A 24,292-nucleotide genomic window follows, 5' to 3' on the forward strand; every position below is an offset into this window, starting at 1 on the left:
GGGTGAAAAATGAACCTTCTCTTTTCCTTTCGCAACTTGGCGATACTGCTGGCGGGCCTGGCTTTATCGGCATGCGTGACGCATCCGGCGAGCAAAGATGACCGTGAGAATGAAAAAGTAATTGCCCAGCCCTTCATGGCGCAAGTGGTGGGTGTGCAATGGTTGAATCCGCTGCAACGTCAGGATTATTCCACGGAATGGCAACTGTTATGGACTCTTGGGAAAGTGCGTCCAAATAAAAAAGACGATATGGTAGAACAATATCCTGCCATTTTTTCTGAGGTCAGATCTGTTTCGGGCATAGCGTCGTCAAATGGTGGAAAGGGTACTTTTTTTAATTTCCATGGAAAATATTTGTTTGAAATGATAGGCAATTTTCACGGTGTATATTTCTCCAATCCCACCTATTTTTATAACGCCCACGACTTCAAACACAAAAAAGGCTGGAATGAACTGGCCGGTATCCATGTTGAGTACGCTTTGCCTGCAGAGCGGTTTGATCCCCTTCTCGCCGGGGAAGACTTGCGCAAGCAAATTACAAGTACTTTTTCAATCGGCAACCCGAATTTCCCCAACTCCTGGACCAAATCCACCCCGCCCGATGTGCGCGTGACGGCCGGTGGCGCGAATGCCGGATTCATTTCCCTGGCCGCCGCCCTCGATTATCTGCAGGCGCATCCGAAGGAAACGGTGTGGGTGATGAGCTGGGATGCGCCCAGTTTTCCGAAAGATGAGCAGATCAATGAAAACATGGTCTTGCTGGTGCTGGCCGGTCCCCATTACAAAACGGAGCGCGATGCGCTGGCGTGGATAGGCTATCCGGCCACGCGGCAGGTCAGCGCTTTTAGGGCGGAAAAGGGCTTGCCGCCGCCCACCGTGCAGGCGTGGCAGGCGACGCTGGCGCAGGCGGCAGGAAATGGACGCAAGAGCGAGGTAGATATTGGTTATGTAATCCACGACGCGAACAACACTCGGCCAGCGTCGCCCGACCGCATCGCCCACTTGGCGCAAACCTTGACGATGGAATTGCCGGCCTTCGATTTCCTCCAGCAAAGCTTTAATACACCGGCCTTGCTGGGCGAAATGGGCGCCGCCACGGCCCTGACGAACGTGGCGCTGGGCATCGCGCAGGCGAATCACTTTGGCCAGAACGTGCTGGTGGCGGGCACCGGCGACGCCGGCCAGACGACTGGTGTATTGATACTGCCGCCGGCCAAGGTGCGGCCCATCGACCCAGTGAAACCGTGGTTCCGCGCGCGCGGCGGCGGCAATGCCTATCTGATGTGGTGGGGCATACAGCATGCCTGGGCCACGCTGGACGCGGGACAGTTCAATGAGCAGGGGTATTCGAAATAGAAAATGTCGCAGGCTCAGGTATGGCGCACCTGCGCCGCCTGGGCCGGCATGTCCTGCGCCATGCGCGCCAGAATGCGCTCCAGGATGGCCGCTTCGCCGGGCAGGCGTGCGGCGAAGGCTGGCCAGCCGCGCAGCTCCAGCTGTTGCGGCATGTCCACCAGGCCCGTGATGGCATCGTGGAAGGCATCCCAGTTCATGCCGTAGAAGGAAGGAAAGTCCAGCGCGGCTGCCAGTGCCGCATGCAACTGGCGCGGCGTGTTGATATCGCTCAAGTCGATTGTCACGCGGGCTTGTCGATTCATGCTATTTCCTTGAGCAAGTTCTGCAGGTTTTCGTGCATGCCGCCCACGACCGTTTCGGCAAACTGGACGCCGCTACGGCGCCGATTTTTGGCAGCGTGCGGAAAATTGCATGGTGGCGCTATTTTCAAAAGGGGAATTAAACTCGCCCTTTACCTGCGTCAAGTTGCCGGTAAAGCGCATGGTCAGGGGGCCGCTGGCCGGCCCTGCGTCGTATGTGCAAGACAGGCTGTCGCCGTTTTGCCGGCAGCCGTAAAAGTTGCCGGCTTTGCCGCGCCCGTCAACCAGGTGGGTGCCTTGCGCGCCGTGCTGGTCGGGGGCGTCGAAGCTGAGCTCAATCGTGTGTTTCTCCGTATCATTGGGAATTTGTATGTTCCCCGTACAAGTAAAGCCCTCCATTCTTGCCGCGATGCTATCCTGGCGCTCCGTCGCCGCGACGGGGGCGGCGTTGGCGCAGGCCGCACCCAGCAGGGCTGCAACGAGCAAGCATGGGTGCGCGATGAGGTGGAACAGGTCTGTTTTCATAAGCCGCTCAATGGAAGTGGGGGAGGTGGGAAGCCAGGGGCCAGTCTAGCAGCCGGCGTGGTGCGCACGGTTCGAAATATTGTCATTTTTAAACATTTAAGACCACCTTCAGTGCGGGCGGCTCCGCTTGCGCTACAATCGGCTCTCCTTTATTGCCACTGCCGCGCGCGGTTCTCCCTCTCCACCATGTTCCCTAAACGCCTGACCCTGCTTGCCCTGGCCGCCTTTGCGCTGGCCGGCTGCGATACCACCGCCCCGAAACCGATACAAGTATTGACGCCACCGGAACCCACCGTCGTCACGCCGCGCAAGATCAAGATCGGCCTGGCGCTGGGCGGCGGCGCGGCGCGCGGTTTCGCGCATATCGGCGTGATCAAGGCGCTCGAATCGCAGGGCATCCAGGCTGACATCGTCACGGGCACCAGCGCCGGCAGCGTGGTGGGCGCCATGTATGCGGCGGGCAACTCCGGCTTCGCCCTGCAAAAGATGGCGTTCGACATGGACGAGGCGGCCATTTCCGACTGGGCCTTGCCCCTGTTCGGCAAGTCGTCCGGCGTGCTGAAAGGCGAAGCGCTGCAAAGCTATGTCAACAAGGCTGTCGGCGGCGTGCCGCTGGAAAAACTCAAGATACCGTTTGGCGTGGTGGCGACCGATTTGAAAAATGGCCAGCCGATCCTGTTCCAGCGCGGCAACACCGGCATGGCCGTGCGCGCCTCGTCGGCCGTGCCGGGCGTGTTCCAGCCCGTGACGATTGCCGGCCACACTTATGTCGATGGCGGCCTCGTCGCTCCCGTGCCCGTGCGCTTTGCGCGCGACATGGGTGCCGATTTCATCATCGCCGTGAATATTTCATCGCAAACGGATACGCAGAAGGCCATCAGCTCGATGGAAGTGCTGATGCAGACGTTTGCCATCATGGGCCAGCGCATCAACCAGTTCGAGCTGAAAGATGCGGACGTGGTGATCCAGCCCAGCCTGGGCACCATGAAGGGCAACGATTTCAACAGCCGCAACCAGGCCATCCTGGCGGGCGAGCAGGCGACCTTTGCCGTGATGGCGCAGCTCAAGCAAAAATTGAAAGCCAAACGCGAGCAGTGATGGATAGCGCCGCGGCGCATTTCGTATACAATTTTGTTTCAACATAACAAGGATGCACCATGCAATCGAAACCGATTTTGACCCTGGACGACGTAAAGAAAATCGCTGCCGCCGCCGAAGCGGAAGCGGTCAAGAATAACTGGGCGGTCACGATCGCCATCGTCGATGACGGCGGCCACCTGCTGTGGCTGCAGCGCATGGATGGCGTGGCGCCGATCTCGTCGCACATCGCCCCATCGAAAGCCAAGACGGCCGCGCTGGGCCGCCGCGAATCGCGCATCTATGAAGAGATGATCAATGGCGGCCGCGTGTCGTTCCTGAGCGCACCGGAAATCGACGGCTTGCTCGAAGGCGGCGTGCCCATCGTGTTTGATGGTCACTATGTGGGCGCCGTCGGTGTCTCGGGCGTGAAATCCGCCGAGGACGCGCAAATCGCCAAGGCCGGCATTGCGGCGCTAGTGTAAGTAGTAACCGGTATTGCTTTGCAAGCCGCCCCGCGCAAGCCGGGCGGCTTTTTTCATGGGGCGCAGGATTTATGTTGCTGCGCAAAAAAATGCCGGGCCTTCTGCATTTTCTTCCTTGTGGAAAAGCTTCCTTTTGGTTATAATTCAAAGGTTTAGCCAATCACACATATACCGTAGCGACTACCCATCCCCTCATTCAAAATGACCGTTGAAACACCCTGAGTGCATCTGGCTCGGGTAACTAGGCGGTCGGTCTGACGTGGCGCAGCTACGGTAACTTTATCAGGAGTTGCCCTTGCCGCCATTTTTTTCTGGCCCTGCCGTTCCAGCCATATTAGCGCTTGCTGATGGAACGATCTTTAAAGGTTTTTCGATCGGTGCCGCCGGTCATACCACGGGCGAGGTTGTTTTCAACACCTCGATGACCGGGTATCAGGAAATCCTTACCGACCCAAGCTATTGCCGCCAGATGGTCACCCTGACCTATCCGCACATCGGCAATACGGGCGTCAATCCGGAAGATGTCGAATCTTCCAAGGTTCACGCCGCTGGCCTCATCATCCGCGATCTGCCATTGCTGGCATCCAATTTCCGTTCCACCCTCTCCCTGTCCGACTACCTCAAAGCTGAAAATATCGTCGCCATCGCCGGCATCGATACACGCAAGCTCACGCGCATCCTGCGTGAAAAAGGTGCGCAGGGCGGCGCCATCCTCGTCGGCACGCAAGGCAACGAGCCTTCCGCCGCGCAAGCGCTGGAACTGGCCCGCTCCTTCCCCGGCCTGGCCGGCATGGACCTGGCTAAAGTAGTCTCAAGCAAGGACGCCTACGAATACCGCGAAACGGAATGGACCTTGGGCCAAGGCTACGGCCAGCTGGCCGATGCGGACGCGAAATACCACGTGGTCGCCTTCGACTACGGCGTCAAGCGCAACATCCTGCGCATGCTGACGGCACGCGGCTGCAAAGTCACCGTGCTGCCGGCGCAAGCTTCCGCCGCCGACGCCCTGGCGTTGAACCCGGACGGCATCTTCCTGTCGAACGGCCCTGGCGACCCGGAACCATGCGACTACGCCATCGCGGCCACCAAGGAATTGATCGAGAAGGGCATCCCGACCTTCGGCATCTGCCTCGGTCACCAGATCATGGCTTTGGCTTCCGGCGCGAAAACCTTGAAGATGAAGTTCGGCCACCACGGCGCCAACCACCCGGTGCAAGACCTGGAAACGAAACAGGTTTTGATTACCTCGCAAAACCACGGTTTCGCAGTCGACGCGGCAACTCTGCCCGCGAACTGCCGCGTGACCCATGAATCGCTGTTCGACGGTTCCCTGCAGGGCTTTGCCCGCACGGACAAGCCGGCCTTCTGCTTCCAGGGCCACCCTGAAGCGTCGCCGGGCCCGATGGATGTTGCTTACCTGTTTGACCGCTTCATCAACCTGATGGCTGCGGAGGAGAAAAAGAAAAATGCCTAAACGTTTAGATATTAAAAGTATTCTGATTATTGGCGCTGGCCCGATCGTGATCGGCCAGGCCTGCGAATTCGATTATTCCGGCGCGCAAGCGTGCAAGGCCCTGCGCGAAGAGGGCTACAAAGTCATCCTGGTCAACAGCAATCCTGCGACCATCATGACGGATCCGGAAATGGCCGACGTCACCTACATCGAACCGATCACCTGGTCGGTCGTCGAGCGCATCATCGCCAAGGAGCGTCCTGACGCGATCCTGCCGACGATGGGTGGCCAGACGGCGCTGAACTGCGCGCTGGACCTGTTCAACAATGGCGTGCTGGAAAAATACAACGTCGAGCTGATCGGCGCGTCGCCGGAAGCCATCGACAAGGCCGAAGACCGTTCCAAGTTCAAGGACGCGATGACCAAGATCGGCCTCGGTTCGGCCCGTTCCGGCGTGGCGCACTCGATGGAAGAATCGTGGGCCGTGCAGCGCACCCTGGGCTTCCCGACCATCATCCGTCCATCGTTCACCATGGGCGGTTCCGGCGGCGGCATCGCCTACAACGAAGAAGAATTCGAAACCATCTGCAAACGCGGCCTGGAAGCGTCGCCGACGAAAGAGTTGCTGATCGAAGAATCGTTGCTGGGCTGGAAAGAGTACGAGATGGAAGTGGTGCGCGACAAGGCGGACAACTGCATCATCATCTGCTCGATCGAAAACCTCGATCCAATGGGCGTGCACACGGGCGACTCCATCACGGTGGCGCCAGCGCAAACCCTGACGGACAAGGAATACCAGATCATGCGCAATGCCTCGCTGGCAGTGCTGCGCGAGATCGGCGTCGACACCGGTGGCTCGAACGTGCAATTTTCGATCAACCCGGTCGATGGCCGCATGATCGTCATCGAGATGAATCCGCGCGTATCGCGTTCGTCGGCCCTGGCCTCGAAAGCGACGGGCTTCCCGATCGCCAAGATCGCTGCCAAGCTGGCCGTCGGTTTCACCCTGGACGAGCTGCGCAATGAAATCACGGGCGGCGCCACGCCGGCCTCGTTCGAACCGTCGATCGATTACGTCGTCACGAAGATTCCCCGTTTCACGTTCGAGAAGTTCCCGACCGCCGACCACCACCTGACGACGCAGATGAAATCCGTCGGCGAAGTGATGGCGATTGGCCGTACCTTCCAGGAATCGTTCCAGAAAGCCTTGCGCGGCCTGGAAGTGGGCGTGGACGGCATGAACGAGAAGACCAAGGACCGCGAAAAGATCGAGGAAGAACTGGGCGAGCCTGGTCCTGAGCGCATCTGGTACGTGGGTGATGCGTTTGCCCAAGGTTTTACTTTGGAAGAAGTGCATAATCTGACCAAGATCGACCCATGGTTCCTGATCCAGATCAAGGAAATCGTCGACCTGGAACTGTGGCTCGATACGCAGAAGCTGGAAAACCTGGACAAGAACACCCTGTACAAGTTGAAACAGAAGGGCTTCTCGGATCGCCGCCTGGGCTTTTTGCTGCAAACGACCGACACGGCCGTGCGCCAGCAGCGCCATGCGCTGAACATTCGTCCTGTCTACAAGCGCGTCGACACGTGCGCGGCCGAATTCTCGACCGATACGGCGTACATGTATTCCACGTACGACGAAGAGTGCGAATCGAATCCGACCGACAAGAAAAAGATCATGGTATTGGGCGGTGGCCCGAACCGTATCGGCCAGGGTATCGAGTTTGACTATTGCTGCGTCCACGCTGCCCTCGCCATGCGCGAAGATGGCTACGAAACCATCATGGTCAATTGCAACCCAGAAACGGTTTCGACAGACTACGACACTTCCGACCGTCTGTACTTCGAGTCGCTGACCCTGGAAGACGTGCTGGAAATCGTCGCCATCGAAAAACCGGTCGGCGTGATCGTGCAGTACGGCGGCCAGACGCCATTGAAACTGGCGCTGGACCTGGAAGCGAATGGCGTGCCGATCATCGGCACCTCGCCCGACATGATCGACGCGGCCGAAGACCGCGAGCGTTTCCAGCAAATGCTGCACAAGCTGGAACTGCGCCAGCCGCCTAACCGCACCGCGCGCACGGAAGCCGACGCTCTGGCGCTGGCGCAGGAAATCGGCTACCCGCTGGTCGTGCGTCCATCGTACGTGCTGGGCGGCCGCGCCATGGAAATCGTCCACGAGCAACGCGACCTCGAGCGCTACATGCGCGAAGCCGTCAAGGTCTCGCACGATTCGCCAGTGTTGCTGGACCGCTTCCTGAACGACGCCATCGAGTGCGACGTCGATTGCATCTCCGACGGCGAAACGACGTTCATCGGCGGCGTGATGGAACACATCGAACAGGCTGGCGTCCACTCGGGCGACTCGGCTTGCTCGCTGCCACCATACTCGCTGTCGCAAGAAACCATTGATGAACTGAAACGCCAGACGGCGCTGATGGCCAAGGGTTTGAATGTGGTCGGCCTGATGAACGTGCAGTTCGCGATCCAGAAGCAAGAGATCGACGGCGAAATGAAAGACGTCGTCTTCGTGCTGGAAGTCAATCCACGCGCGTCGCGCACCGTGCCTTTCGTTTCGAAAGCCACCGGTCTGCAACTGGCGAAGATTGCCGCGCGCTGCATGGTCGGCCAGTCGCTGGCCTCGCAAGGCATCACGCAGGAAGTCGTGCCGCCATACTTCAGCGTCAAGGAAGCCGTGTTCCCGTTCGTCAAGTTCCCTGGCGTGGACACCATCCTCGGCCCTGAAATGAAATCGACGGGCGAAGTCATGGGCGTGGGCCTGACCTTCGGCGAAGCATTTGTAAAATCGCAGCTGGGCGCCGGCGTGAACCTGCCAAAATCGGGCAAGGTCTTCATCAGCGTGAAAGCGTCGGACAAGCCGCGCGCCGTGCAAGTGGCGCGTGATTTGGTCGAGTCCGGTTTCACCGTGGTCGCCACCAAGGGTACCGCCGCCGTGATCGCTGCCGCCGGCATCGCCGTCACGCCAGTGAACAAGGTGATCGAAGGCCGTCCGCACGTGGTCGACATGATCAAGAACCATGAAATCGTGCTGGTGATCAACACCGTGGAAGAAAAGCGCAGCGCCATCGTCGATTCGCGGGCCATCCGCACGTCGGCCCTGGCGTCGCGCGTGACGACCTACACCACCATCGCCGGCGCGGAAGCGGCCGTCGAAGGCATCCGCCACCTCGATGAGCTGCGTGTGTACGATTTGCAAGGCCTGCACAAGACCCTGCAGCAAGCGTAGTCCGCGCGCCATTTGCAGTGACCGCCGTTAGGCGGTACACTGCATGCTTATCAACCACAGAGTTCCGTGCAGAGTAGCGCGCGGCCTCTGTGGTTTTCACTTGGTAAGGCCGTTAAACGTGGCAACACACTGCAACGGCGCCGATAACTAGCAGATAGTAGAGATAACATGACCTCAGTCCCATTGACCAAATACGGCGCAGAACTTCTGAAGGAAGAGCTGCATCATTTGAAGACCAAGGAACGCCGCATCGTCATCGATGCGATCGCCGAAGCGCGTTCGCACGGAGATTTGTCGGAAAACGCCGAGTACGATGCCGCCAAGGAACGCCAGGCCTTCGTCGAAGGCCGCATCGCCGAGCTCGAAGGCAAACTGGGTGCGGCGCAAATCATCGACCCGACCGCGCTCGACGCGGAAGGCCGCGTGGTGTTTGCCTCGACGGTGAACCTGGAAGACCTGGAATCGGGCCAGAAAGTCACGTACCAGATCGTCGGCCTCGATGAAGCCGACCTGAAAAAGAACAAGGTTTCCGTGACGTCCCCGATCGCCCGCGCGTTGATCGGCAAGTATGCCGGCGACGTGGTGGAAGTGCAGGCGCCGTCCGGCCCGCGCGAATACGAAATCCTGGAAGTACTGTACATCTGATGCTCGCCCGCGTGCGCATCCTCGTTGCCACCCTGTGGGCCGGCAGCTTGTGGACCATCGGCTTCATCGTGGCGCCGACCTTGTTCGGCACCCTGAGCGACAGAGTACTGGCGGGTAATATCGCCGGCAGCATGTTCCGCGCCGAAGCCTGGCTGTCCATCGCCTGCGCTGTGGTACTGCTGGCCTTGCTGCAATGGGCGCCCGGCGCGCTGGAACTCAAGCGCCGGCGCCTGCTGGGCGCGCTGGTGCTGTCGATGCTGGTGTGCGCGCTGCTCAGCCATTTCGGCATTTCGCCGCTGATGGCCGAGCTCAAGGCGCAAGCCCCGTCGGGTATCATGGACGAAGCCATGCGCAGCCGTTTCGGCATGCTGCATGGCGTGTCGACGCTGATCTTTGCCGTGCAAAGCTTGCTGGCGGGCGTGCTGATCTGGAAACAGCAATAATTGTTTTAACCCGAGAAGCAAAAAAACCGGGGTCAGACCCTCAGGGTCTGACCCCAGCCTTTGCTGTTGGGTTTATGGTAATAAAAAAGCGGAGCAGGGAAGATCCCGTGCTCCGCTTCTTGTTTCAACAGCCTTGCGGCTGCTGAACGACAGGCTTACTTGCTGCCCAGTGCGCTTTTCTTGGCGCTTTTCTGACGTGGCTTGGCACGCTTGATGGAACCGCCTTCGGTAACGCGCTCATTGCCCTTGATCATGACTTTCGTCACGCTCGGGCGCTTGGTGCCGCTGGCGCTGGCCTTGACGATGGTCACTTCGCGCATGCCTTTGCCGGCGCTGACCTTCTCCTTAACCACTTCTTTTTTCGGACGGTAGATTACCAGCAGTTTGCCAATATGTTGTACCGGGGCGGCGCCGAGATTGCCGCAAATCGTATCGTACATTCCGACGCGGGCTTCGCGGTCGTCGCCGAACACGCGGACTTTAATCAGACCGTGCGAATCCAGGCCAAGGTCGATCTCTTTGAGGACAGCAGGTGTCAAGCCCGCTTCGCCAATAATGACGATAGGCTTCAGCGCGTGTGCTTCGGCGCGCAGTGCGCTGCGCTCTACGGGTGTAAGTTTTAGCATAATAATATTTAGTAATTCCCTTAAAAGCAGTATTCTACGCGAATGGCAAAGAAGAAATTAAACAAAAACTGGTTGCACGACCACATAAATGATCCATATGTGAAGTTGGCGCAAAAAGAGGGCTACCGCGCCCGGGCAGCATACAAGCTCAAAGAAATCGATGAAGACGAAAAACTGATCAAACCTGGGCAGGTGATTGTCGACCTTGGTTGCACTCCTGGCAGCTGGGCCCAGTACACGCGGCGCAAGCTGGCCGGCAAGGACGGCGGCGGGGTCAATGGTACCCTGATTGGCCTGGACATGCTGGAAATGGAGCCAATAGCCGATTTCCACTTCATCCAGGGCGACTTCCGCGAAGCGCGCGTGCTGCGCCAGCTGGAAGTGGTGTTGCAGGGCCGCAAGGTCGACCTGGTCCTGTCGGACATGGCGCCGAACCTGTCGGGCATCGCCACGGCGGACGCCGCGCGCATGGAACACTTGATCGACCTGGCCATCGAATTTTCGCAATTGCACCTGAAGCCGTCTGGCGTGCTGCTGGTGAAATGCTTCAAAGACATGGGTTTCAGCCAGATCGTGGAGAAATTCCGCGCTGAATTCAAGGTCGTGGTGCAGAAAAAGCCGAAGGCCAGCCGCGATAAATCGTCGGAAATCTTCCTGATGGGCCGTGGAATCAAGAATCCGCTGAAAAATGCCGTGGAAGAAGATGATTCCGCCCTTGATATTTAAGCGGGAATCCGCACATGGGAACGAGAAGTGCAGTAGCGTCTGATGGCATAAAAGCCTAAATTGTTTATACTGCATTTTTTTGCGTGAACGCGATTTTTTCGCGCGCACGGATCGGCGGGCTTTGGCACGGCCCGCTTATTGCGAGTAAAATCGTGTTTCTAGCTATAGGTAAAGAGATGCGCACTGCATCCAAGGAGTCTTCGTGAATAACATGTTTTCCAAATCTGCCATCTGGGTAGTCGTATTGCTGCTGTTGTTCATGCTGTTCAAGCAATTCGACAGTCATGGCGCCACAGGCGGCAGCAAGGCCATCGCTTATTCCGATTTGCTGGATGAAGTCAAAGCCAAGCGCGTCAAGGATGTCGTGATCGAAGGTTCGTCGATCACCGCCAAGCTGATGGACGACACCAAGGTGCGTACCACCGCCACCAGCCTCGACAAGGGCCTGATCGGCGACCTGCGCGACAATGGCGTGCATTTCGATGTGCGTCCGCCTGAGGAAGCGTCTTTCCTGCAAACTATTTTTGTTTCCTGGTTCCCCATGCTGCTGTTGATCGGCGTCTGGGTGTTCTTCATGCGTCAGATGCAGGGCGGCGGCAAGGGCGGGGCATTCTCGTTCGGCAAGTCGAAAGCGCGCATGATGGATGAAGCCAGCAACACCGTCACCTTCGCCGATGTCGCCGGTTGCGACGAAGCGAAAGAAGAAGTCAACGAAGTGGTCGACTTCCTCAAGGATCCGAGCAAATTCCAGAAACTGGGCGGCCGCATTCCCCGCGGCGTGCTGATGGTTGGTCCTCCGGGCACGGGTAAAACCCTGCTGGCGCGCGCCATCGCCGGCGAAGCCAAGGTGCCGTTCTTCTCGATTTCCGGTTCCGACTTCGTGGAAATGTTCGTCGGCGTCGGCGCCAGCCGCGTGCGCGACATGTTTGAAAACGCGAAAAAGCATTCGCCGTGCATCATCTTCATCGATGAGATCGACGCTGTCGGCCGTCACCGTGGTGCCGGCATGGGCGGCGGCAATGACGAGCGCGAACAGACCTTGAACCAGTTGCTGGTCGAGATGGACGGTTTTGAAGCGAACTCCGGCGTGATCGTCGTGGCCGCCACCAACCGCGCCGACGTGCTCGACAAAGCTCTGCTGCGTCCAGGCCGTTTCGACCGCCAGGTGTCCGTCGGCTTGCCCGACATCCGCGGCCGCGAGCAGATCTTGAACGTGCACATGCGCAAAGTGCCTATCGGTACCGACGTGAAAGCCGATATCCTGGCCCGCGGCACCCCTGGTTTCTCGGGCGCGGACCTGGCCAACCTGGTCAACGAGGCAGCCCTGTTCGCGGCACGCCGCAGCAAGCGTCTGGTGGAAATGGCCGACTTCGAAGACGCGAAAGACAAGATCTACATGGGTCCCGAGCGTAAATCGATGATCATCCGCGAGGAAGAGCGTCGCAATACGGCTTACCATGAGTCCGGTCACGCCGTCGTCGCCAAGCTGCTGCCGAAGGCTGATCCCGTGCATAAAGTGACGATCATGCCGCGCGGCTGGGCCCTGGGCCTGACCTGGCAGCTGCCGGAACACGACAATCTGTCCGCCTACAAGGACAAGATGCTGGAAGAAATTTCCATTCTGTTCGGTGGCCGTATCGCCGAAGAGATTTTCGTTGGGCAAATGTCCACGGGTGCGTCGAACGACTTCTCGCGCGCCACCAAGCTGGCCCGTTCCATGGTGACCCGCTTCGGCATGTCCGACAGCATGGGCGTGATGGTCTACGAAGACAGCGAAAACGAAGGTTTCTTCGGTGGCGCCACCAAGACGATCTCGGAAGCGACCCAGCAAAAGGTCGATGCTGAAATCCGCAACATTCTCGACAAGCAATATGCTTTGGCGCGTACTTTGCTGGAAGGTAACCGCGACAAGGTCGAAATGATGACCAAAGCCTTGCTGGAATGGGAAACCATTGATGCGGAGCAAATCAATGACATCATGGCCGGCCTGGAGCCGCGTCCACCGAAAGTCATCCCGCCACGCCGCAATGCGGGCGACAGCGGCACGGGCGGCATCTCGCCTAACGTGACGGCACCAGCCTGATAACGGCCGCCCTGACCGGCGGCGCGCAAGGGTATGGCAAGAACGAGGGTAAGGAGCAATCCTTGCCCTTTTTCGTTGCCGCGACAGTTTTTTCCTGACGACTACAAAGATTCACATGCGACACTATTTGCAATTCGGCCGTTTCGGCTTCAACCTGTCCGGCACGCAGGCGCTGGTGATGGGTATTCTGAACATCACGCCTGACTCGTTTTCCGATGCGGGCCAGTATCAACACCTGGAGTTTGCCATCTCGCGCGCCGAGCAGATGATGGTTGACGGCGTCGACATCATCGACATCGGCGGCGAATCGAGCCGTCCCGGCGCGCCGCCGCTGCCGCTGCAGGACGAGTTGCAGCGCGTCATGCCGGTGCTGTACGCCTTGCGCGATTGCGGCAAGCCCCTGTCCGTCGACACGTACAAACCGGAAGTGATGCGCGAAGCCATCCTGGCGGGCGCCGACATGATCAACGATATCAACGGTTTCCGCGCGCCAGGCGCCATCGACGCCGTGCGGGACAGCGATTGTGCGCTGTGCATCATGCACATGCAGAACGTGCCAGAAACCATGCAAGCCCAGCCGCAGTACGAGGATGTGGTGCGCGAAGTCATCGACTTCTTGCGCGAACGCATCGACACGATGACGGCGGCCGGCATCGCCCGCGAACGCCTGTGCATTGACCCCGGTTTCGGTTTTGGCAAGACGGTGGAGCAGAACTATGCCTTGCTGCGCGCCACGCGCCAGCTGCGCAGCGAGCTGGACCTGCCGGTGCTGGCCGGCCTGTCGCGCAAATCGATGATCGGCGCCGTCACGGGCCGTCCCGTCGAGCAGCGCCTGGCCGGCAGTGTTGCCGGTGCGCTTGCTGCGGTAGCGCAAGGTGCGGAAATTATCCGTGTGCATGATGTAGCTGAAACCGTCGATGCACTGAAGGTCTGGCGCATGGCACACTGAGCCTGTAAGATTTATCATAAACAACAAAAAGAGAAATACTATGACGCGTAAATATTTTGGCACCGACGGCATCCGCGGCCTGGTGGGTACGGCTCCGATCACCCCCGATTTCGTCATGCGCCTCGGCTATGCGGCCGGCAAGGTGCTGGCCAAGTCGCAAGGCGGCAAGACGCGCCCGACGGTGCTGATCGGCAAGGACACGCGCATTTCCGGCTACATGCTGGAAGCGGCGCTGGAGGCGGGCCTGTCGGCCGCTGGCGTGGACGTGATGCTGGCCGGCCCCATGCCGACCCCGGCAATTGCTTACCTGACGCGGGCGCTGCGCCTGTCGGCTGGCGTCGTCATTTCCGCTTCGCACAATCCCTACCATGACAATGGCATCAAGTTCTTTTCCGGCCAGGGCACCAAGCTGCCCGACAGCGTGGAACTGGAAATCGAAGCGGCGCTCGACGAACCGATGGCCTGCGTGCCATCTGAAAAGCTGGGCCGCGCCAAGCGCCTGGACGATGCCCAGGGCCGCTACATCGAATTTTGCAAGGGCACCTTCCCGAACGAGCTGGATCTGCGCGGCCTGAAGATCGTCGTCGATTGCGCACACGGCGCCGCCTACCATATCGCGCCGCACGTGTTCCATGAGCTGGGCGCGGAAGTCATCGCCATCGGCAACAAGCCCGACGGTTTCAACATCAATGCGGGCTTCGGCGCCACGGCAACCAAGGCCATGGCCGAAGCCGTCGTCGAGCACGGCGCGGACCTGGGCATCGCCCTCGATGGCGACGCCGACCGCCTGATCATGTGCGACGCCACGGGCCGCCTGTATAACGGCGACGAACTGTTGTACGTCATGGTCAAGGACCGCCTGGCAACAGGCCCCGTGGCCGGTGCCGTCGGCACCTTGATGACCAACATGGCGCTGGAAGTGCTGTTCAAGCAGCAGGGCATCGGCTTTGCGCGCGCCAAGGTGGGCGACCGCTACGTGCTGGAAGTCATGAAGGAAAAGGGCTGGATACTGGGCGGCGAAGGCTCCGGCCATTTGCTGTGCCTGGACAAGCACACGACGGGTGACGGCATCGTCTCCGCGCTGCAAGTATTGTCCGCGCTCAAGCGCAGCGGACAGAGCCTGCAGCAATGCCTGGCCGAACTGGTGCTGTTCCCGCAAACCCTGATCAACCTGCGCGTGGCGCCCGGTTTCGACTGGCAGAAAAATGCCGCCATGGTGGCCGAGAAAGAACTGGTCGAGGCCGAATTGGGCGACACAGGCCGCGTGCTGATCCGCGCTTCGGGCACGGAACCGCTGATCCGCGTGATGGTGGAAGCGAAGGATAAAGCGAACGCTGAAAGCATGGCGCGCCGCATCGCCGATAAAGTGGGTGTGTAAGGGCAGGCGCCGATAGTTATTTCCATCTAATTCGTCTATGGCAATTGACGAAATTGGGTGGGGGCGTTATTATCTTGTCTTCGGAGTGTGGCGCAGCCCGGTAGCGCACCTGGTTTGGGACCAGGGGGTCCAAGGTTCGAATCCTTGTACTCCGACCAAAGTCATAAGCGGGCTGTCAGAAATGACAGCCCGTTTTCTATTCCGCGCTGGCATTTCATTGCTGGCGCGCATGGACTAAAATACTGCACCTCTCCGCCCATCGTTCAACGGATAGGACAACGGTCTTCTAAACCGTGAATGGGGGTTCGATTCCCTCTGGGCGGACCAGTTTCATACTGGCCACGGCTTGCGCCATGCGGCCGCATCTTCTCTCTTTCCTGTCTATCAGCACGCGGCCCTAAGGCTGCGCAAACAGCACCACGCTCAGCAAATACAGCAGCGGCACGGCGCACAGCAGCGCAGACAACACCGACAGCATTTTCTTGCTCGCCAGGCGTGCCAGGCGCAGCCGTTCGCGCGCAGGCAAATGCCGGCGGACCAGGTCGCGCGCGCGCGGCTGGAATGGTGTTTCATGCATGTGAACTCCCTCGCAACGATGGCTGATGATGTCGGCCAGCATAGCGGGAGCGGCATAAAGGTGGTGTAAAGAGTGGGCGGCGCGGCGCAAGCGCGCTGTAAACATGGATGCGCCGGCGCCGTGTTGCGGGTCTTGCCCGATGCTCTTATTTTGCCTGGCGGCGGCGCGCCAGGATGCCGAGCAGGCCCAGGCCGGCGAGCAGCATGGCATAGGTTTCCGGTTCAGGGATGGCGGAAACATAGGCGCGGTAATTGCTCAGGTCCTTGGGCAAGCCCTCTACCGTGAAGGTCGTGCCGGCTGCGACGGGCGCTGCCCATTGGAAGACCAGTTCGCCCTGGCCGAAATGGATGGCCAGGTAATCATAGTCCGCCGCACTCGTGAAGGAATTCCCCCCGCCGCTGGCGCCTGCCGTGGTGCCGGCGGTACAGCCCGAAGTGGCATTGTCGCAAAATGAGACGGCCGCACCCAGGCTGATGCCGAAAACGCTGTTGATTTGGCTCTGGATGTTGGCTGGACTCTGCGGCACGAGATTGTCGTCATAGTATTTCACCATGGTGGCTGGCGACGGCGAGTAAGTGACGGTGCTGCCTTCGATGCTGAAACCGCTGGCCGGTCCCACGTCGATCCATGTAGCTGCCTGTGCCATGCCCATCAAGGCCGCAAGGGCGGCCAGTATGGATGTCCGTATGGCAATGCTTGTTATGCTTTTCATGAAAATCCCCTTTGGTTTTATTGCAGGCATTTCACTGCTTCAGGGTGCGCGCCGTCCGGTCAGGGAGGTCGACTTGTCGCCCGGTCGCCTTTGCGTGAGTACGCATATGCAAGCTTAGTCTTGATATAAATTAATACAATTTAAATAATACTATTGGCATGCTTGACAACATCGCATACGGCTATGTATGGCTGTGCTGGCGAGGGCCTATGCGGGAATAGACATGGCGTGACAAGGCGTGCCAGCTTGTGCTGGCAACGCCTTGAGTGGGAAGAGGGGAGGCGGGTTTCAGTCGCTGTTATTGCTGACGCCAAACAGGCGATCCTTGGCGTTGAGCAATTTTTGCACCTTGGCGCCCATTTTCATCAGCTGCGCCATCGATTCGGGCGACAGGCGCTGCAAGTCGTCGAACCAGGTGTTGGCCAGGTCGACCAATTCATACATTTCGCGCATGCGCTCCTGCGCATACTGGTCGACGGGTTCCGTGGCCGGCGCCAGCAGCGATTCGCGCAGCACCGTCAGGGTAGGGGCCACTTCGCGGCGGCGGCGCTCGGCGGCCACCACGCGGAAGATTTGCCACACATCGCCCAGCGAGGAAAAATACTCGCGCCGGTCGCCGGGAATGCGCGACTGGCGTATCAAGCCCCAGCCCTGCAATTCCTTCAGGCCGATGCTCACGTTCGAGCGCGAAAAACTCAGGTGTTCCGCGATTTCATCCGCGTGTAAAGGGTGCTCCGCGACAAACAACAAGGCGTACACTTGCCCCACCGTGCGGTTAAAGCCCCAGCGGCTGCCCATCTCGCCGAAATGGCTGACGAAGGTCAGGATCAGCGGCGTCATTTGGATATGTTGAGTTTTCATAATTATCTGAATTTTTTCACGCCACACCCGCAGGGTCAATTGATATATGTCATGTTTCGCAGTATTATACAAAATATCGAATTTACAGAAAATTCTGAAAACTCAAAAAGTATAGAGATGCCGACCACGCCACTGTCTTTGCCCCGCTTTATTCTTCCCCGTGCCGCCAGCCTGGCGCAGGGCGGCGCCGCCTTGTTGTGGCTGCCCCAAGCGGCCTTGCTGGCCTGGGCCGTGCAAGCCATGCTGGACGGTGCAGCGTGGCGCGCTGCCTTGCTGCCTGCCGCTGGCGTGCTGCTGCTGGGCGTGCTGCGGGCCGGCTGCGAAGCGTGGGGCGCGCGGCGCATGTATGCGGCGGCGCGCGTGCACCTGTCCACCTTGCGCGCGCAAGTGGCGCAAGCGCTGGCGCGCCGTTCGCCGCTGGACCGCCAGCGTGCGCAGTCGGGCCAGGCGGCCAGCGTCATCGCCGAACAGGCCGAAGCCATCGTGCCGTATCTGGTGCGCTACAAGCCCGCGCGCTGGAAAGTCATGCTGGTGCCGCTCGTGATCCTTGCCGTGGTGACGCCGCTGTCGTGGATCGCCGCCTTGATCCTGCTGATCGCCGCGCCCCTGATTCCCGTCTTCATGGCCCTGGTCGGCATGGGCGCGCAAGCGGCCAGCCGCGCGCAGATGGTGGAAATGGGCAGCATGAACGCCTTTCTATTGGACCGCCTGCGCGGCCTGGCCACCCTGCGCGCGCTCGACGCCGTCGATGCCACGGCCGAACGGCTGGACGCCTCGTCGCAATCCGTGCGCCGGCGCACGATGGTGGTGCTGCGCATCGCCTTTTTGTCGTCGGCCGTGCTGGAACTGTTTTCCGCGCTGGGCGTGGCCATGGTGGCGGCCTTCATCGGTTTCTCCTTGCTGGGCAGCATCAATTTCGGCACCTGGGGCCGGGAACTGACCTTGGGGCAGGGCCTGTTCATCCTGCTGCTGGCGCCCGCGTTTTTCGAACCGCTGCGCGAACTGGCCGCCGTCTGGCACGACAAGGCGGCCGGCGAAGCGGGCCTGGCCGGCCTGCACGACCTGGCGGCCGACGGCGTGCCGCTGCCCGGCGCGGAGGTCCTGTCTGCCGTCGTCTCCGCCGCCGCCATGGCCGTGGCGCCGCCGCCCGCTATCGACATCCATCAACTGCGCTTTGCCCACCCTGGCGAAGCGCCCGTGTTCGACGGCTTCGACCTGACGGTGCGTGCCGGTGAACACGTGGCCCTGCTGGGCGCCAGCGGCACCGGCAAGACCACCTTGCTGTCGCTGCTGGCCGGCTTGCTGCCCGCCAGCGGCGGAGACATCCGCATCGGCGGCGTGCGCCTGACCGACAGTACCGTCAATACCTTGCGCCAGCGCATGGCCTGGATGGGCCAACGCCCGCACGTGTTTGCCGCCTCCGTCAGCCAGAACGTGACCCTGGGCCGCACGGGCGCCAGCGCCGCGCAAGTGACGCAGGCGCTGCACCTGGCCGACCTGGCTGCCGTGGCGCAGGCGCAGCCGGCCGTCATGCTCAGCGATGGCGGCCAGGGCTTGTCCGGCGGCGAAGCCGTGCGTCTGGCGCTGGCCCGCGTGGCCCTGCATCCGCATGCCGACTTGCTGCTGGTCGATGAACCGACGGCGCACCTGGACAGCGAAACGGCGGCGCGCGTCACGGACGCCTTGCTGGCACTGGCGCAAGGCAAGACGATGATCGTCGCCACGCACGACCCCGTGCTGGCTGGCCGCCTGCAGCGCACGGTGCAGGTCGATGCCCTAGCCCTGGCGCAGGAGCAGCAGGCATGAAAACTTCCCTCATATCGAACCCCGTGCTGCGGCAATTGCTGCTGGCCCAGCCCGGCAAGCTGATCGGCGGCGCCTTGCTGGCGGCCCTGACGGCGGTGTCCGGCATGGCCTTATTGGGCTTGTCCGGCTGGTTTATCACGGCCACCTCGATTGCCGGTCTGCATGCGTCGACGGCGATCCTGTTCGACGTCTTCGGCCCGTCGGCCGGCATCCGCCTGCTGGCCATCGGCCGCACGGGTTCGCGCTATGCGGAACGCCTCGTCACGCACGACGCCACGTTCGCCGCGCTGGCCAGCATCCGCGTGCGGCTGTTCCGTGGCTGGTCGCACCCGGAAGCGGCCAGCCGGCTGCTGCGCCAGCCCGCCAAGCTGCTGTTCCGCCTGACGGCAGATATCGACGCGCTCGAATCGTTGTATTTGCGCCTGCTGGTGCCTGCCTTCACGGCCTTGTGCGTAGCCTTGCTGGCCGGCGTGGCGCTGGGCGTGATGCGGTGGCAGCTGGGCCTGGGCCTGGCCGTGTGGCTGCTGGCCGCCGGCGGCGGCATCAGCTGGGTCGTGGCGCAACGCGCCCGCCGTCCCGCCATCGTGCGTACACGCGCCATCGAAAAACTGCGTTCCGGCACCATCGACCTGGTGGCGGGCCAGACGGACCTCGTGATGGCGGGCCGCATCGACGCCCAGTGCGCGGCGCTGGGGCAGATCGACCGGTCGCTGGCGCAAGCCGATTTCGCCCTGCTGCGCCTGGAAACTGCCGCCGGCGCCGCGTATGGGGTGGCGGGCAGCGCGACCCTGGCGGGGGTGCTGCTGGCCGTGGCTGCGCTGGTGCAGCAGCAAACGATGAGCGTGCCGCTGGCGGCCCTGGCCCTGCTGATCGCCCTGACGGCCGTGGAGCCATTCGCGGGACTGCGCCGCGGCGCGCTGGAAGCGGGCCGCATGCTGCTGGCCATGCGCCGCCTGGCGCCGCGCCTTGGAGACGACGTGGTGACGCCGCCCGTCGACGCCGCGCCGGGCTTGCGCCTGGAGCACGTGAGCGCCGCGCATGCGGGCAGCCATGTTGCCATTTTGCATGACGTATCGCTGCACATCGCCGATGGCGAGCGCGTGGCCTTGATCGGCCCCAGCGGCGCGGGCAAGTCCACTTTGCTGGCCCTGGCCGCGCGCGAGCTGGCGCCGCTGTCGGGCAGTGTCCACGCGGGACGCGCCTGCCTGTTCACGCAGAAGACGGAATTGTTCCAGGACAGCTTGCGCGACAACCTGCGCCTGGCCGACCCGTACGCCAGCGATGCGCAGCTGTGGGCGGCGCTGCAGGCAGCCGGCCTGGACGACGAGGTGCGGTCCTTCGCGGACGGCCTGGACACCAAGCTGGGCGAAGGCGGCCTGGGCTTGTCGGGCGGCCAGGCGCGGCGATTGGCGCTGGCGCGGCTGTTCCTGCACGAATCGACCTTGTGGCTGCTGGACGAAGCGACGGAAGCGCTCAATGCGCAGACCGCGATCGACGTCCTGCAGCGCCTGGGGGCGCGCAGCGAAGGACGTACTTTGCTGATCGCCACCCACTTGCGGCGCGAAGCGGCGCTGGCGGACCGGCTGGTCAGCCTGCGCGATGGCCGCATCGTGGGCGATGCGCGCCGTGGCACGCCAGCCTTCGAGGCAGCCATGGCGGGCTTGCGGGGGGACTGACGGGCAAGCGGTCAGTATTTGAAAAGTAGCAAGTTTACACACAGTAGGGAAACACCAAGGAAATCATATGGACTTCGATATTGTCGCTTTATCCAGACTGCAGTTCGCGCTGACAGCTCTGTACCACTTTATATTTGTTCCGCTGACGATAGGCCTGTCAGTGATCCTCGCCATCATGGAGACGGTTTACGTGATGACGAACCGCCCCATCTGGCGCGACATGACCAAGTTCTGGGGTGTCTTGTTCGGCATCAACTTCGCCATGGGCGTGGCGACGGGCATCGTCATGGAATTTCAGTTCGGCATGAACTGGAGCTACTACAGCCATTATGTGGGCGACATTTTCGGCGCGCCGCTGGCCATCGAGGGCTTGATGGCCTTCTTCCTGGAAGCGACCTTCGTCGGCCTGTTCTTCTTCGGCTGGGACAAGCTGTCGAAGCGCGGCCACCTGGTCACGACCTGGCTGGTGGCCATCGGTTCGAACTTCTCGGCCCTGTGGATTTTGATCGCCAACGGCTGGATGCAAAATCCCGTCGGCGCGGCCTTCAATCCGCAAACCATGCGCATGGAAGTGACGGATTTCGGCGCCGTGCTGACGAACCCCGTGGCGCAGGCGAAATTCGTGCACACGGTGTCGGCCGGTTACACGGCCGCGGCTATCTTCGTGCTCGGTATTTCCGCCTGGTACTTGCTGAAGGGCCGCCACGTGCAGCTGGCCAAGCGTTCGATGACGGTGGCCGCCTCGTTCGGCCTGGCCGCCACCTTGTCGGTGGTGGTGCTGGGCGATGAAAGCGGCTACCTGTCGTCCGAACATCAAAAGATGAAGCTGGCCGCCATCGAGGCCATGTGGACCACGGAGCCGGCCCCGGCCGCCTTCACGGCCATCGGCTTCCCTGACGCGAAAGCGCGCGAGACGCATTACGCCGTGCACATCCCGATGGTGATGGGCTTGATCGGCACGCGTTCGCTGTCGACGGAAATCCCCGGCATCGAGCAGCTGGTCGATCGTGGCGAGTTGCTGATCAAGGACGGCATCAAGGCGTATGACGCGCTGCAAACCATCCGCAGCGTGGCGCCAGGCGCCCCCGTGCCGCAGGACGCGAAGGACGTGTTCGAGTCGAAAGGCCAGTCCATGGGCTATGCCTTGCTGCTGAAACGCTATGTCGACGATCCGCGCCAGGCCACGCCCGAGCAGATACGCAAGGCCGCGCTCGATACCGTGCCGCCCGTGGGGCCCTTGTTCTGGTCCTTCCGCGTGATGGTGGGCCTGGGCATGTTCTTTATCTTGCTGACTGGCACGTTCTTCGTGCTGTCGACGCGCCGCACCCTGGACAAGCACCGCTGGCTGCTGAAGCTGGCCGTGTTCGCCATCCCGCTGCCGTGGGTGGCGATTGAGGCGGGCTGGATCGTGGCTGAAGTGGGCCGCCAGCCGTGGGTCATCGAAGGCGTGCTGCCGACGGCCGTGGCCGTCTCCAACCTGGGCGCTTCGACCCTCTTGATCACGATTGCCGGCTTTGCCGCCATCTACACCGTGCTGCTGATTATCGAAATGAAGCTCATGCTCAAGGCCATCCGCAAGGGGCCGGAAGAGAAGGCGCCGGCCCCCGCGCCTGCGGCCGCAGCCATTCATACTCAACGCGCCTGAGGAGGGCCAGACCATGATTTTGCATGAAATGATTTCGTATGAAACCCTGCGCCTGATCTGGTGGCTGCTGATCGGCATCCTGCTGGTGGGCTTTGCCATCACGGACGGCTTCGATCTGGGCACGGGTATTTTGCTGCCCTTCGTCGGCAAGACGGACCTGGAACGCAGGGTCGTCATCAACAGTATCGGTCCCGTGTGGGAAGGCAACCAGGTATGGCTGATCCTTGGCGGCGGTGCCATCTTTGCCGCCTGGCCGCAACTGTACGCCGTCTCGTTCTCGGGCTTTTACCTGGCCATGTTCGTCATCCTGGTGGCGCTGATCGTGCGTCCCGTGGCGTTCAAATTCCGCAGCAAGCGCGAAGATCCGCGCTGGCGCGCCCGCTGGGACGCGGCCCTGTTCGTGGGCGGCTTCGTGCCGGCCCTGATCTGCGGCGTGGCGATTGGCAACGTGCTGCAAGGCGTGCCGTTCCGTTTCTCGTCAGACATGCACATCTTCTATGACGGCACCTTCTTTGCGCTGCTCAACCCGTTCGCGCTGCTGTGCGGCCTCGTCTCGGTGGCCATGCTGGTGATGCACGGCGCCACCTGGCTGCAGCTGAAGACGGACGGTGCCGTGGCCGAACGGGCGCGCCGCTACGGCAGTGTGGCGGCCATCGCCACCGTCGTGCTGTATGCGGCCGCCGGCGTGGCCCTGTGGCTGTGGGTCGATGGCTACCGCGTCACCAGCGCCGTCGTCGTCGACGGTCCGTCGAACCCGATGCTGAAAACGGCGCAAGTGCACGTGGGCGCCTGGTTCCTCAACTTTGCAGCCCATCCGTGGACCTGGATCGCCCCTGCACTGGGTCTGCTTGGCCCGCTGCTGGCCTTCGCCTTCCAGCGCGCGCGCCGCGAAGTACCGGCCTTGCTGGCCAGCGCGGCGGCCATCGCCGGCATCATCCTCGGCGTGGGCGCGGCCATGTTCCCGTTCATCCTGCCTTCGTCGATCGACCCGCGCGCCAGCCTGACGGTGTGGGATTCCTCGTCCAGCCACATGACCCTGTTCATCATGCTGGTCGTCACGGCCGTTTTCATTCCCCTCATCGTGGCGTACACGACGTGGGTGTATAAAGTGCTGTGGGGTAAGGTTGACGGCAAAGCCATCGAAGACGACAGTGGTCACGCCTACTAAGAATTTACGAAAGGATATAACTATGTGGTATTTCGCCTGGATACTGGGTCTTCCGCTGGCGGCGACCTTCGCCGTGCTCAATGCGATGTGGTATGAAATCGCCGATGGCGACACGACGCCCGAGCAGTACCGCGACTAGGCCAACTGGCCGCAGTACGAACTGAACAGCCCCGCCCGGCGCCATGCCCGGCGGGGCTTTTTGCTTGCTACAGCAAGATGAATTCGCCACGGATGCGCAGCTTCATGCCGCGCGGCGCGTCGGCACCCGCCGCCACGGCCCAGGCCGTGATCCATTGCGCACAGCGTTCCCGCTCGGCCGCATCGTGCAAGCGCTGCAAACGCGCATCGGCCAGGTCGATACGCTGGGCCAGATACAGGCGCTGGTCCATGGGATCCGTCTTTTTGCTGTAATGCTGCATGGCTTTCCCTTTGCGCGTGGTGACAAATCAAGTGTTGGCATAGCCATCTACGCACGGGAGCGCTATTTGGATGCGGTGCACGCATAAAAAAACCGCCATGGCGGTGGCTTTGCGAGCTTGCAATGGTGGCGTC

At 61.2% G+C, this 24,292-nt stretch carries 23 protein-coding genes and 2 tRNA genes; 18 read left to right on the forward strand and 7 right to left on the reverse strand.

All coding sequences use genetic code 11. The annotated features are described in order from the left end of the window. Positions 1–9 precede the first annotated feature (9 nt). The gene (locus HWE17_RS07405; protein ID WP_176388326.1) at positions 10–1,356 is read left to right on the forward strand and encodes a virulence factor; all 1,347 of its coding nucleotides are present in this window, start codon (positions 10–12) and stop codon (positions 1,354–1,356) included. Positions 1,357–1,370: 14 nt separating this feature from the next. Here HWE17_RS07405 and HWE17_RS07410 read toward each other — a convergent pair whose 3' ends face one another. Together HWE17_RS07410 and HWE17_RS07415 are read right to left on the reverse strand one after the other, a co-directional pair. Then, on the reverse strand, positions 1,371–1,658 hold the full coding sequence (locus tag HWE17_RS07410) for a barstar family protein (RefSeq protein WP_176388327.1): 288 nt from the start codon (positions 1,656–1,658) through the stop codon (positions 1,371–1,373). Between the two features lie 72 nt (positions 1,659–1,730). Continuing rightward, positions 1,731–2,180: a hypothetical protein gene (locus HWE17_RS07415; RefSeq protein WP_176388328.1), complete on the reverse strand. Its 450-nt coding sequence runs from the start codon at positions 2,178–2,180 to the stop codon at positions 1,731–1,733. A 186-nt stretch (positions 2,181–2,366) separates the two neighbouring features. Between HWE17_RS07415 and HWE17_RS07420 the strand changes: the two genes are divergently transcribed. The 6 genes from HWE17_RS07420 to HWE17_RS07445 all read left to right on the forward strand — a co-directional run bounded on the left by HWE17_RS07420 (position 2,367) and on the right by HWE17_RS07445 (position 9,533). Then, positions 2,367–3,278 carry a patatin-like phospholipase family protein gene (locus tag HWE17_RS07420; RefSeq protein ID WP_099379580.1) on the forward strand — a complete coding sequence of 304 codons (912 nt, stop codon included), beginning with the start codon at positions 2,367–2,369 and terminating at the stop codon, positions 3,276–3,278. A gap of 59 nt (positions 3,279–3,337) precedes the next feature. Further along, positions 3,338–3,742 carry a heme-binding protein gene (locus HWE17_RS07425; RefSeq protein WP_034757420.1) on the forward strand — a complete coding sequence of 135 codons (405 nt, stop codon included), beginning with the start codon at positions 3,338–3,340 and terminating at the stop codon, positions 3,740–3,742. A gap of 295 nt (positions 3,743–4,037) precedes the next feature. Then, positions 4,038–5,216 carry a glutamine-hydrolyzing carbamoyl-phosphate synthase small subunit gene (carA, locus tag HWE17_RS07430; protein ID WP_176388329.1) on the forward strand — a complete coding sequence of 393 codons (1,179 nt, stop codon included), beginning with the start codon at positions 4,038–4,040 and terminating at the stop codon, positions 5,214–5,216. After that, positions 5,209–8,445, forward strand: a complete 3,237-nt coding sequence (gene carB, locus HWE17_RS07435) for a carbamoyl-phosphate synthase large subunit (protein ID WP_176388330.1) — start codon at positions 5,209–5,211, stop codon at positions 8,443–8,445. Before carA ends, carB begins: the two co-directional genes overlap by 8 nt. Before the next feature lie 168 nt (positions 8,446–8,613). Further along, positions 8,614–9,090, forward strand: coding sequence for a transcription elongation factor GreA (gene greA, locus HWE17_RS07440; protein WP_010397233.1), 477 nt, complete (start codon positions 8,614–8,616; stop codon positions 9,088–9,090). After that, a complete protein-coding gene (locus tag HWE17_RS07445; RefSeq protein WP_176388331.1) occupies positions 9,090–9,533 on the forward strand; it encodes a DUF4149 domain-containing protein in 444 nt (147 codons plus the stop codon). The genes greA and HWE17_RS07445 overlap by 1 nt, the downstream gene beginning before the upstream one ends. A 155-nt stretch (positions 9,534–9,688) precedes the next feature. On the opposite strand, the gene HWE17_RS07450 is transcribed toward HWE17_RS07445, so the two are convergent. Continuing rightward, the gene (locus tag HWE17_RS07450) at positions 9,689–10,159 is read right to left on the reverse strand and encodes a YhbY family RNA-binding protein (RefSeq protein ID WP_010397237.1); all 471 of its coding nucleotides are present in this window, start codon (positions 10,157–10,159) and stop codon (positions 9,689–9,691) included. A 42-nt stretch (positions 10,160–10,201) separates the two neighbouring features. Here HWE17_RS07450 and HWE17_RS07455 point away from each other — a divergent pair, with 42 nt between their 5' ends. The 6 genes from HWE17_RS07455 to HWE17_RS07480 all read left to right on the forward strand — a co-directional run bounded on the left by HWE17_RS07455 (position 10,202) and on the right by HWE17_RS07480 (position 15,622). Continuing rightward, positions 10,202–10,885 (forward strand): RlmE family RNA methyltransferase, encoded by a 684-nt coding sequence (locus tag HWE17_RS07455; protein WP_034757436.1) that lies wholly within the window; start codon positions 10,202–10,204, stop codon positions 10,883–10,885. 202 nt (positions 10,886–11,087) lie between these two features. Then, positions 11,088–12,968 (forward strand): ATP-dependent zinc metalloprotease FtsH, encoded by a 1,881-nt coding sequence (ftsH, locus tag HWE17_RS07460; RefSeq protein WP_035817778.1) that lies wholly within the window; start codon positions 11,088–11,090, stop codon positions 12,966–12,968. Positions 12,969–13,083: 115 nt separating this feature from the next. Then, positions 13,084–13,917, forward strand: coding sequence for a dihydropteroate synthase (folP, locus tag HWE17_RS07465; RefSeq protein ID WP_176388332.1), 834 nt, complete (start codon positions 13,084–13,086; stop codon positions 13,915–13,917). Positions 13,918–13,957: 40 nt separating this feature from the next. After that, positions 13,958–15,295 (forward strand): phosphoglucosamine mutase, encoded by a 1,338-nt coding sequence (gene glmM, locus HWE17_RS07470; RefSeq protein ID WP_176388333.1) that lies wholly within the window; start codon positions 13,958–13,960, stop codon positions 15,293–15,295. Between the two features lie 81 nt (positions 15,296–15,376). Next, a tRNA-Pro gene (locus HWE17_RS07475) sits at positions 15,377–15,453 on the forward strand. A 94-nt stretch (positions 15,454–15,547) separates the two neighbouring features. Then, positions 15,548–15,622 (forward strand) — tRNA-Arg (locus tag HWE17_RS07480). A gap of 70 nt (positions 15,623–15,692) precedes the next feature. Here the strand turns inward: HWE17_RS07480 and HWE17_RS07485 are convergent. The 3 genes from HWE17_RS07485 to HWE17_RS07495 form a co-directional block, all read right to left on the reverse strand. Then, positions 15,693–15,872, reverse strand: coding sequence for a hypothetical protein (locus HWE17_RS07485; protein WP_176388334.1), 180 nt, complete (start codon positions 15,870–15,872; stop codon positions 15,693–15,695). Positions 15,873–16,017: 145 nt separating this feature from the next. Beyond that, positions 16,018–16,584 (reverse strand): PEP-CTERM sorting domain-containing protein, encoded by a 567-nt coding sequence (locus HWE17_RS28610; RefSeq protein WP_255206148.1) that lies wholly within the window; start codon positions 16,582–16,584, stop codon positions 16,018–16,020. 288 nt (positions 16,585–16,872) lie between these two features. Further along, positions 16,873–17,424, reverse strand: coding sequence for a GbsR/MarR family transcriptional regulator (locus HWE17_RS07495; protein ID WP_170909696.1), 552 nt, complete (start codon positions 17,422–17,424; stop codon positions 16,873–16,875). Positions 17,425–17,562: 138 nt separating this feature from the next. Between HWE17_RS07495 and cydD the strand changes: the two genes are divergently transcribed. The 5 genes from cydD (at position 17,563) to cydX (ending at position 23,879) form a co-directional block, all read left to right on the forward strand. Next, positions 17,563–19,251: a thiol reductant ABC exporter subunit CydD gene (gene cydD / locus HWE17_RS07500; protein WP_176388335.1), complete on the forward strand. Its 1,689-nt coding sequence runs from the start codon at positions 17,563–17,565 to the stop codon at positions 19,249–19,251. Continuing rightward, positions 19,248–20,927 carry an amino acid ABC transporter ATP-binding/permease protein gene (locus tag HWE17_RS07505; RefSeq protein ID WP_176388336.1) on the forward strand — a complete coding sequence of 560 codons (1,680 nt, stop codon included), beginning with the start codon at positions 19,248–19,250 and terminating at the stop codon, positions 20,925–20,927. Before cydD ends, HWE17_RS07505 begins: the two co-directional genes overlap by 4 nt. Positions 20,928–20,994: 67 nt before the next feature. Continuing rightward, positions 20,995–22,572 (forward strand): cytochrome ubiquinol oxidase subunit I, encoded by a 1,578-nt coding sequence (locus tag HWE17_RS07510; protein WP_176388337.1) that lies wholly within the window; start codon positions 20,995–20,997, stop codon positions 22,570–22,572. A 13-nt stretch (positions 22,573–22,585) separates the two neighbouring features. Next, a complete protein-coding gene (gene cydB / locus HWE17_RS07515) occupies positions 22,586–23,740 on the forward strand; it encodes a cytochrome d ubiquinol oxidase subunit II (protein WP_176388338.1) in 1,155 nt (384 codons plus the stop codon). Positions 23,741–23,762: 22 nt separating this feature from the next. Then, a complete protein-coding gene (gene cydX / locus HWE17_RS07520; protein ID WP_034757467.1) occupies positions 23,763–23,879 on the forward strand; it encodes a cytochrome bd-I oxidase subunit CydX in 117 nt (38 codons plus the stop codon). Between the two features lie 67 nt (positions 23,880–23,946). Here the strand turns inward: cydX and HWE17_RS07525 are convergent, their stop codons facing one another. After that, positions 23,947–24,159 carry a hypothetical protein gene (locus HWE17_RS07525; protein ID WP_099402382.1) on the reverse strand — a complete coding sequence of 71 codons (213 nt, stop codon included), beginning with the start codon at positions 24,157–24,159 and terminating at the stop codon, positions 23,947–23,949. Between the last annotated feature and the right edge of the window lie 133 nt (positions 24,160–24,292).

The organism is Janthinobacterium sp. BJB401 (genome assembly GCF_013372745.1).
Classification (GTDB): Bacteria; Pseudomonadota; Gammaproteobacteria; order Burkholderiales; family Burkholderiaceae_D; genus Janthinobacterium; species Janthinobacterium rivuli.

Coding starts and splice junctions, on each gene's coding strand:
- HWE17_RS07405 (WP_176388326.1), top strand. CDS start 10: ATGAACCTTCTCTTTTCCTTTCGCAACTTGGCGATACTGCTGGCGGGC.
- HWE17_RS07410 (WP_176388327.1), bottom strand. CDS start 1,658: ATGAATCGACAAGCCCGCGTGACAATCGACTTGAGCGATATCAACACG.
- HWE17_RS07415 (WP_176388328.1), bottom strand. CDS start 2,180: ATGAAAACAGACCTGTTCCACCTCATCGCGCACCCATGCTTGCTCGTT.
- HWE17_RS07420 (WP_099379580.1), top strand. CDS start 2,367: ATGTTCCCTAAACGCCTGACCCTGCTTGCCCTGGCCGCCTTTGCGCTG.
- HWE17_RS07425 (WP_034757420.1), top strand. CDS start 3,338: ATGCAATCGAAACCGATTTTGACCCTGGACGACGTAAAGAAAATCGCT.
- carB (WP_176388330.1), top strand. CDS start 5,209: ATGCCTAAACGTTTAGATATTAAAAGTATTCTGATTATTGGCGCTGGC.
- greA (WP_010397233.1), top strand. CDS start 8,614: ATGACCTCAGTCCCATTGACCAAATACGGCGCAGAACTTCTGAAGGAA.
- HWE17_RS07445 (WP_176388331.1), top strand. CDS start 9,090: ATGCTCGCCCGCGTGCGCATCCTCGTTGCCACCCTGTGGGCCGGCAGC.
- HWE17_RS07450 (WP_010397237.1), bottom strand. CDS start 10,159: ATGCTAAAACTTACACCCGTAGAGCGCAGCGCACTGCGCGCCGAAGCA.
- HWE17_RS07455 (WP_034757436.1), top strand. CDS start 10,202: ATGGCAAAGAAGAAATTAAACAAAAACTGGTTGCACGACCACATAAAT.
- folP (WP_176388332.1), top strand. CDS start 13,084: ATGCGACACTATTTGCAATTCGGCCGTTTCGGCTTCAACCTGTCCGGC.
- glmM (WP_176388333.1), top strand. CDS start 13,958: ATGACGCGTAAATATTTTGGCACCGACGGCATCCGCGGCCTGGTGGGT.
- HWE17_RS07485 (WP_176388334.1), bottom strand. CDS start 15,872: ATGCATGAAACACCATTCCAGCCGCGCGCGCGCGACCTGGTCCGCCGG.
- HWE17_RS28610 (WP_255206148.1), bottom strand. CDS start 16,584: ATGAAAAGCATAACAAGCATTGCCATACGGACATCCATACTGGCCGCC.
- HWE17_RS07495 (WP_170909696.1), bottom strand. CDS start 17,424: ATGACGCCGCTGATCCTGACCTTCGTCAGCCATTTCGGCGAGATGGGC.
- cydD (WP_176388335.1), top strand. CDS start 17,563: ATGCCGACCACGCCACTGTCTTTGCCCCGCTTTATTCTTCCCCGTGCC.
- HWE17_RS07505 (WP_176388336.1), top strand. CDS start 19,248: ATGAAAACTTCCCTCATATCGAACCCCGTGCTGCGGCAATTGCTGCTG.
- HWE17_RS07510 (WP_176388337.1), top strand. CDS start 20,995: ATGGACTTCGATATTGTCGCTTTATCCAGACTGCAGTTCGCGCTGACA.
- cydB (WP_176388338.1), top strand. CDS start 22,586: ATGATTTTGCATGAAATGATTTCGTATGAAACCCTGCGCCTGATCTGG.
- cydX (WP_034757467.1), top strand. CDS start 23,763: ATGTGGTATTTCGCCTGGATACTGGGTCTTCCGCTGGCGGCGACCTTC.
- HWE17_RS07525 (WP_099402382.1), bottom strand. CDS start 24,159: ATGCAGCATTACAGCAAAAAGACGGATCCCATGGACCAGCGCCTGTAT.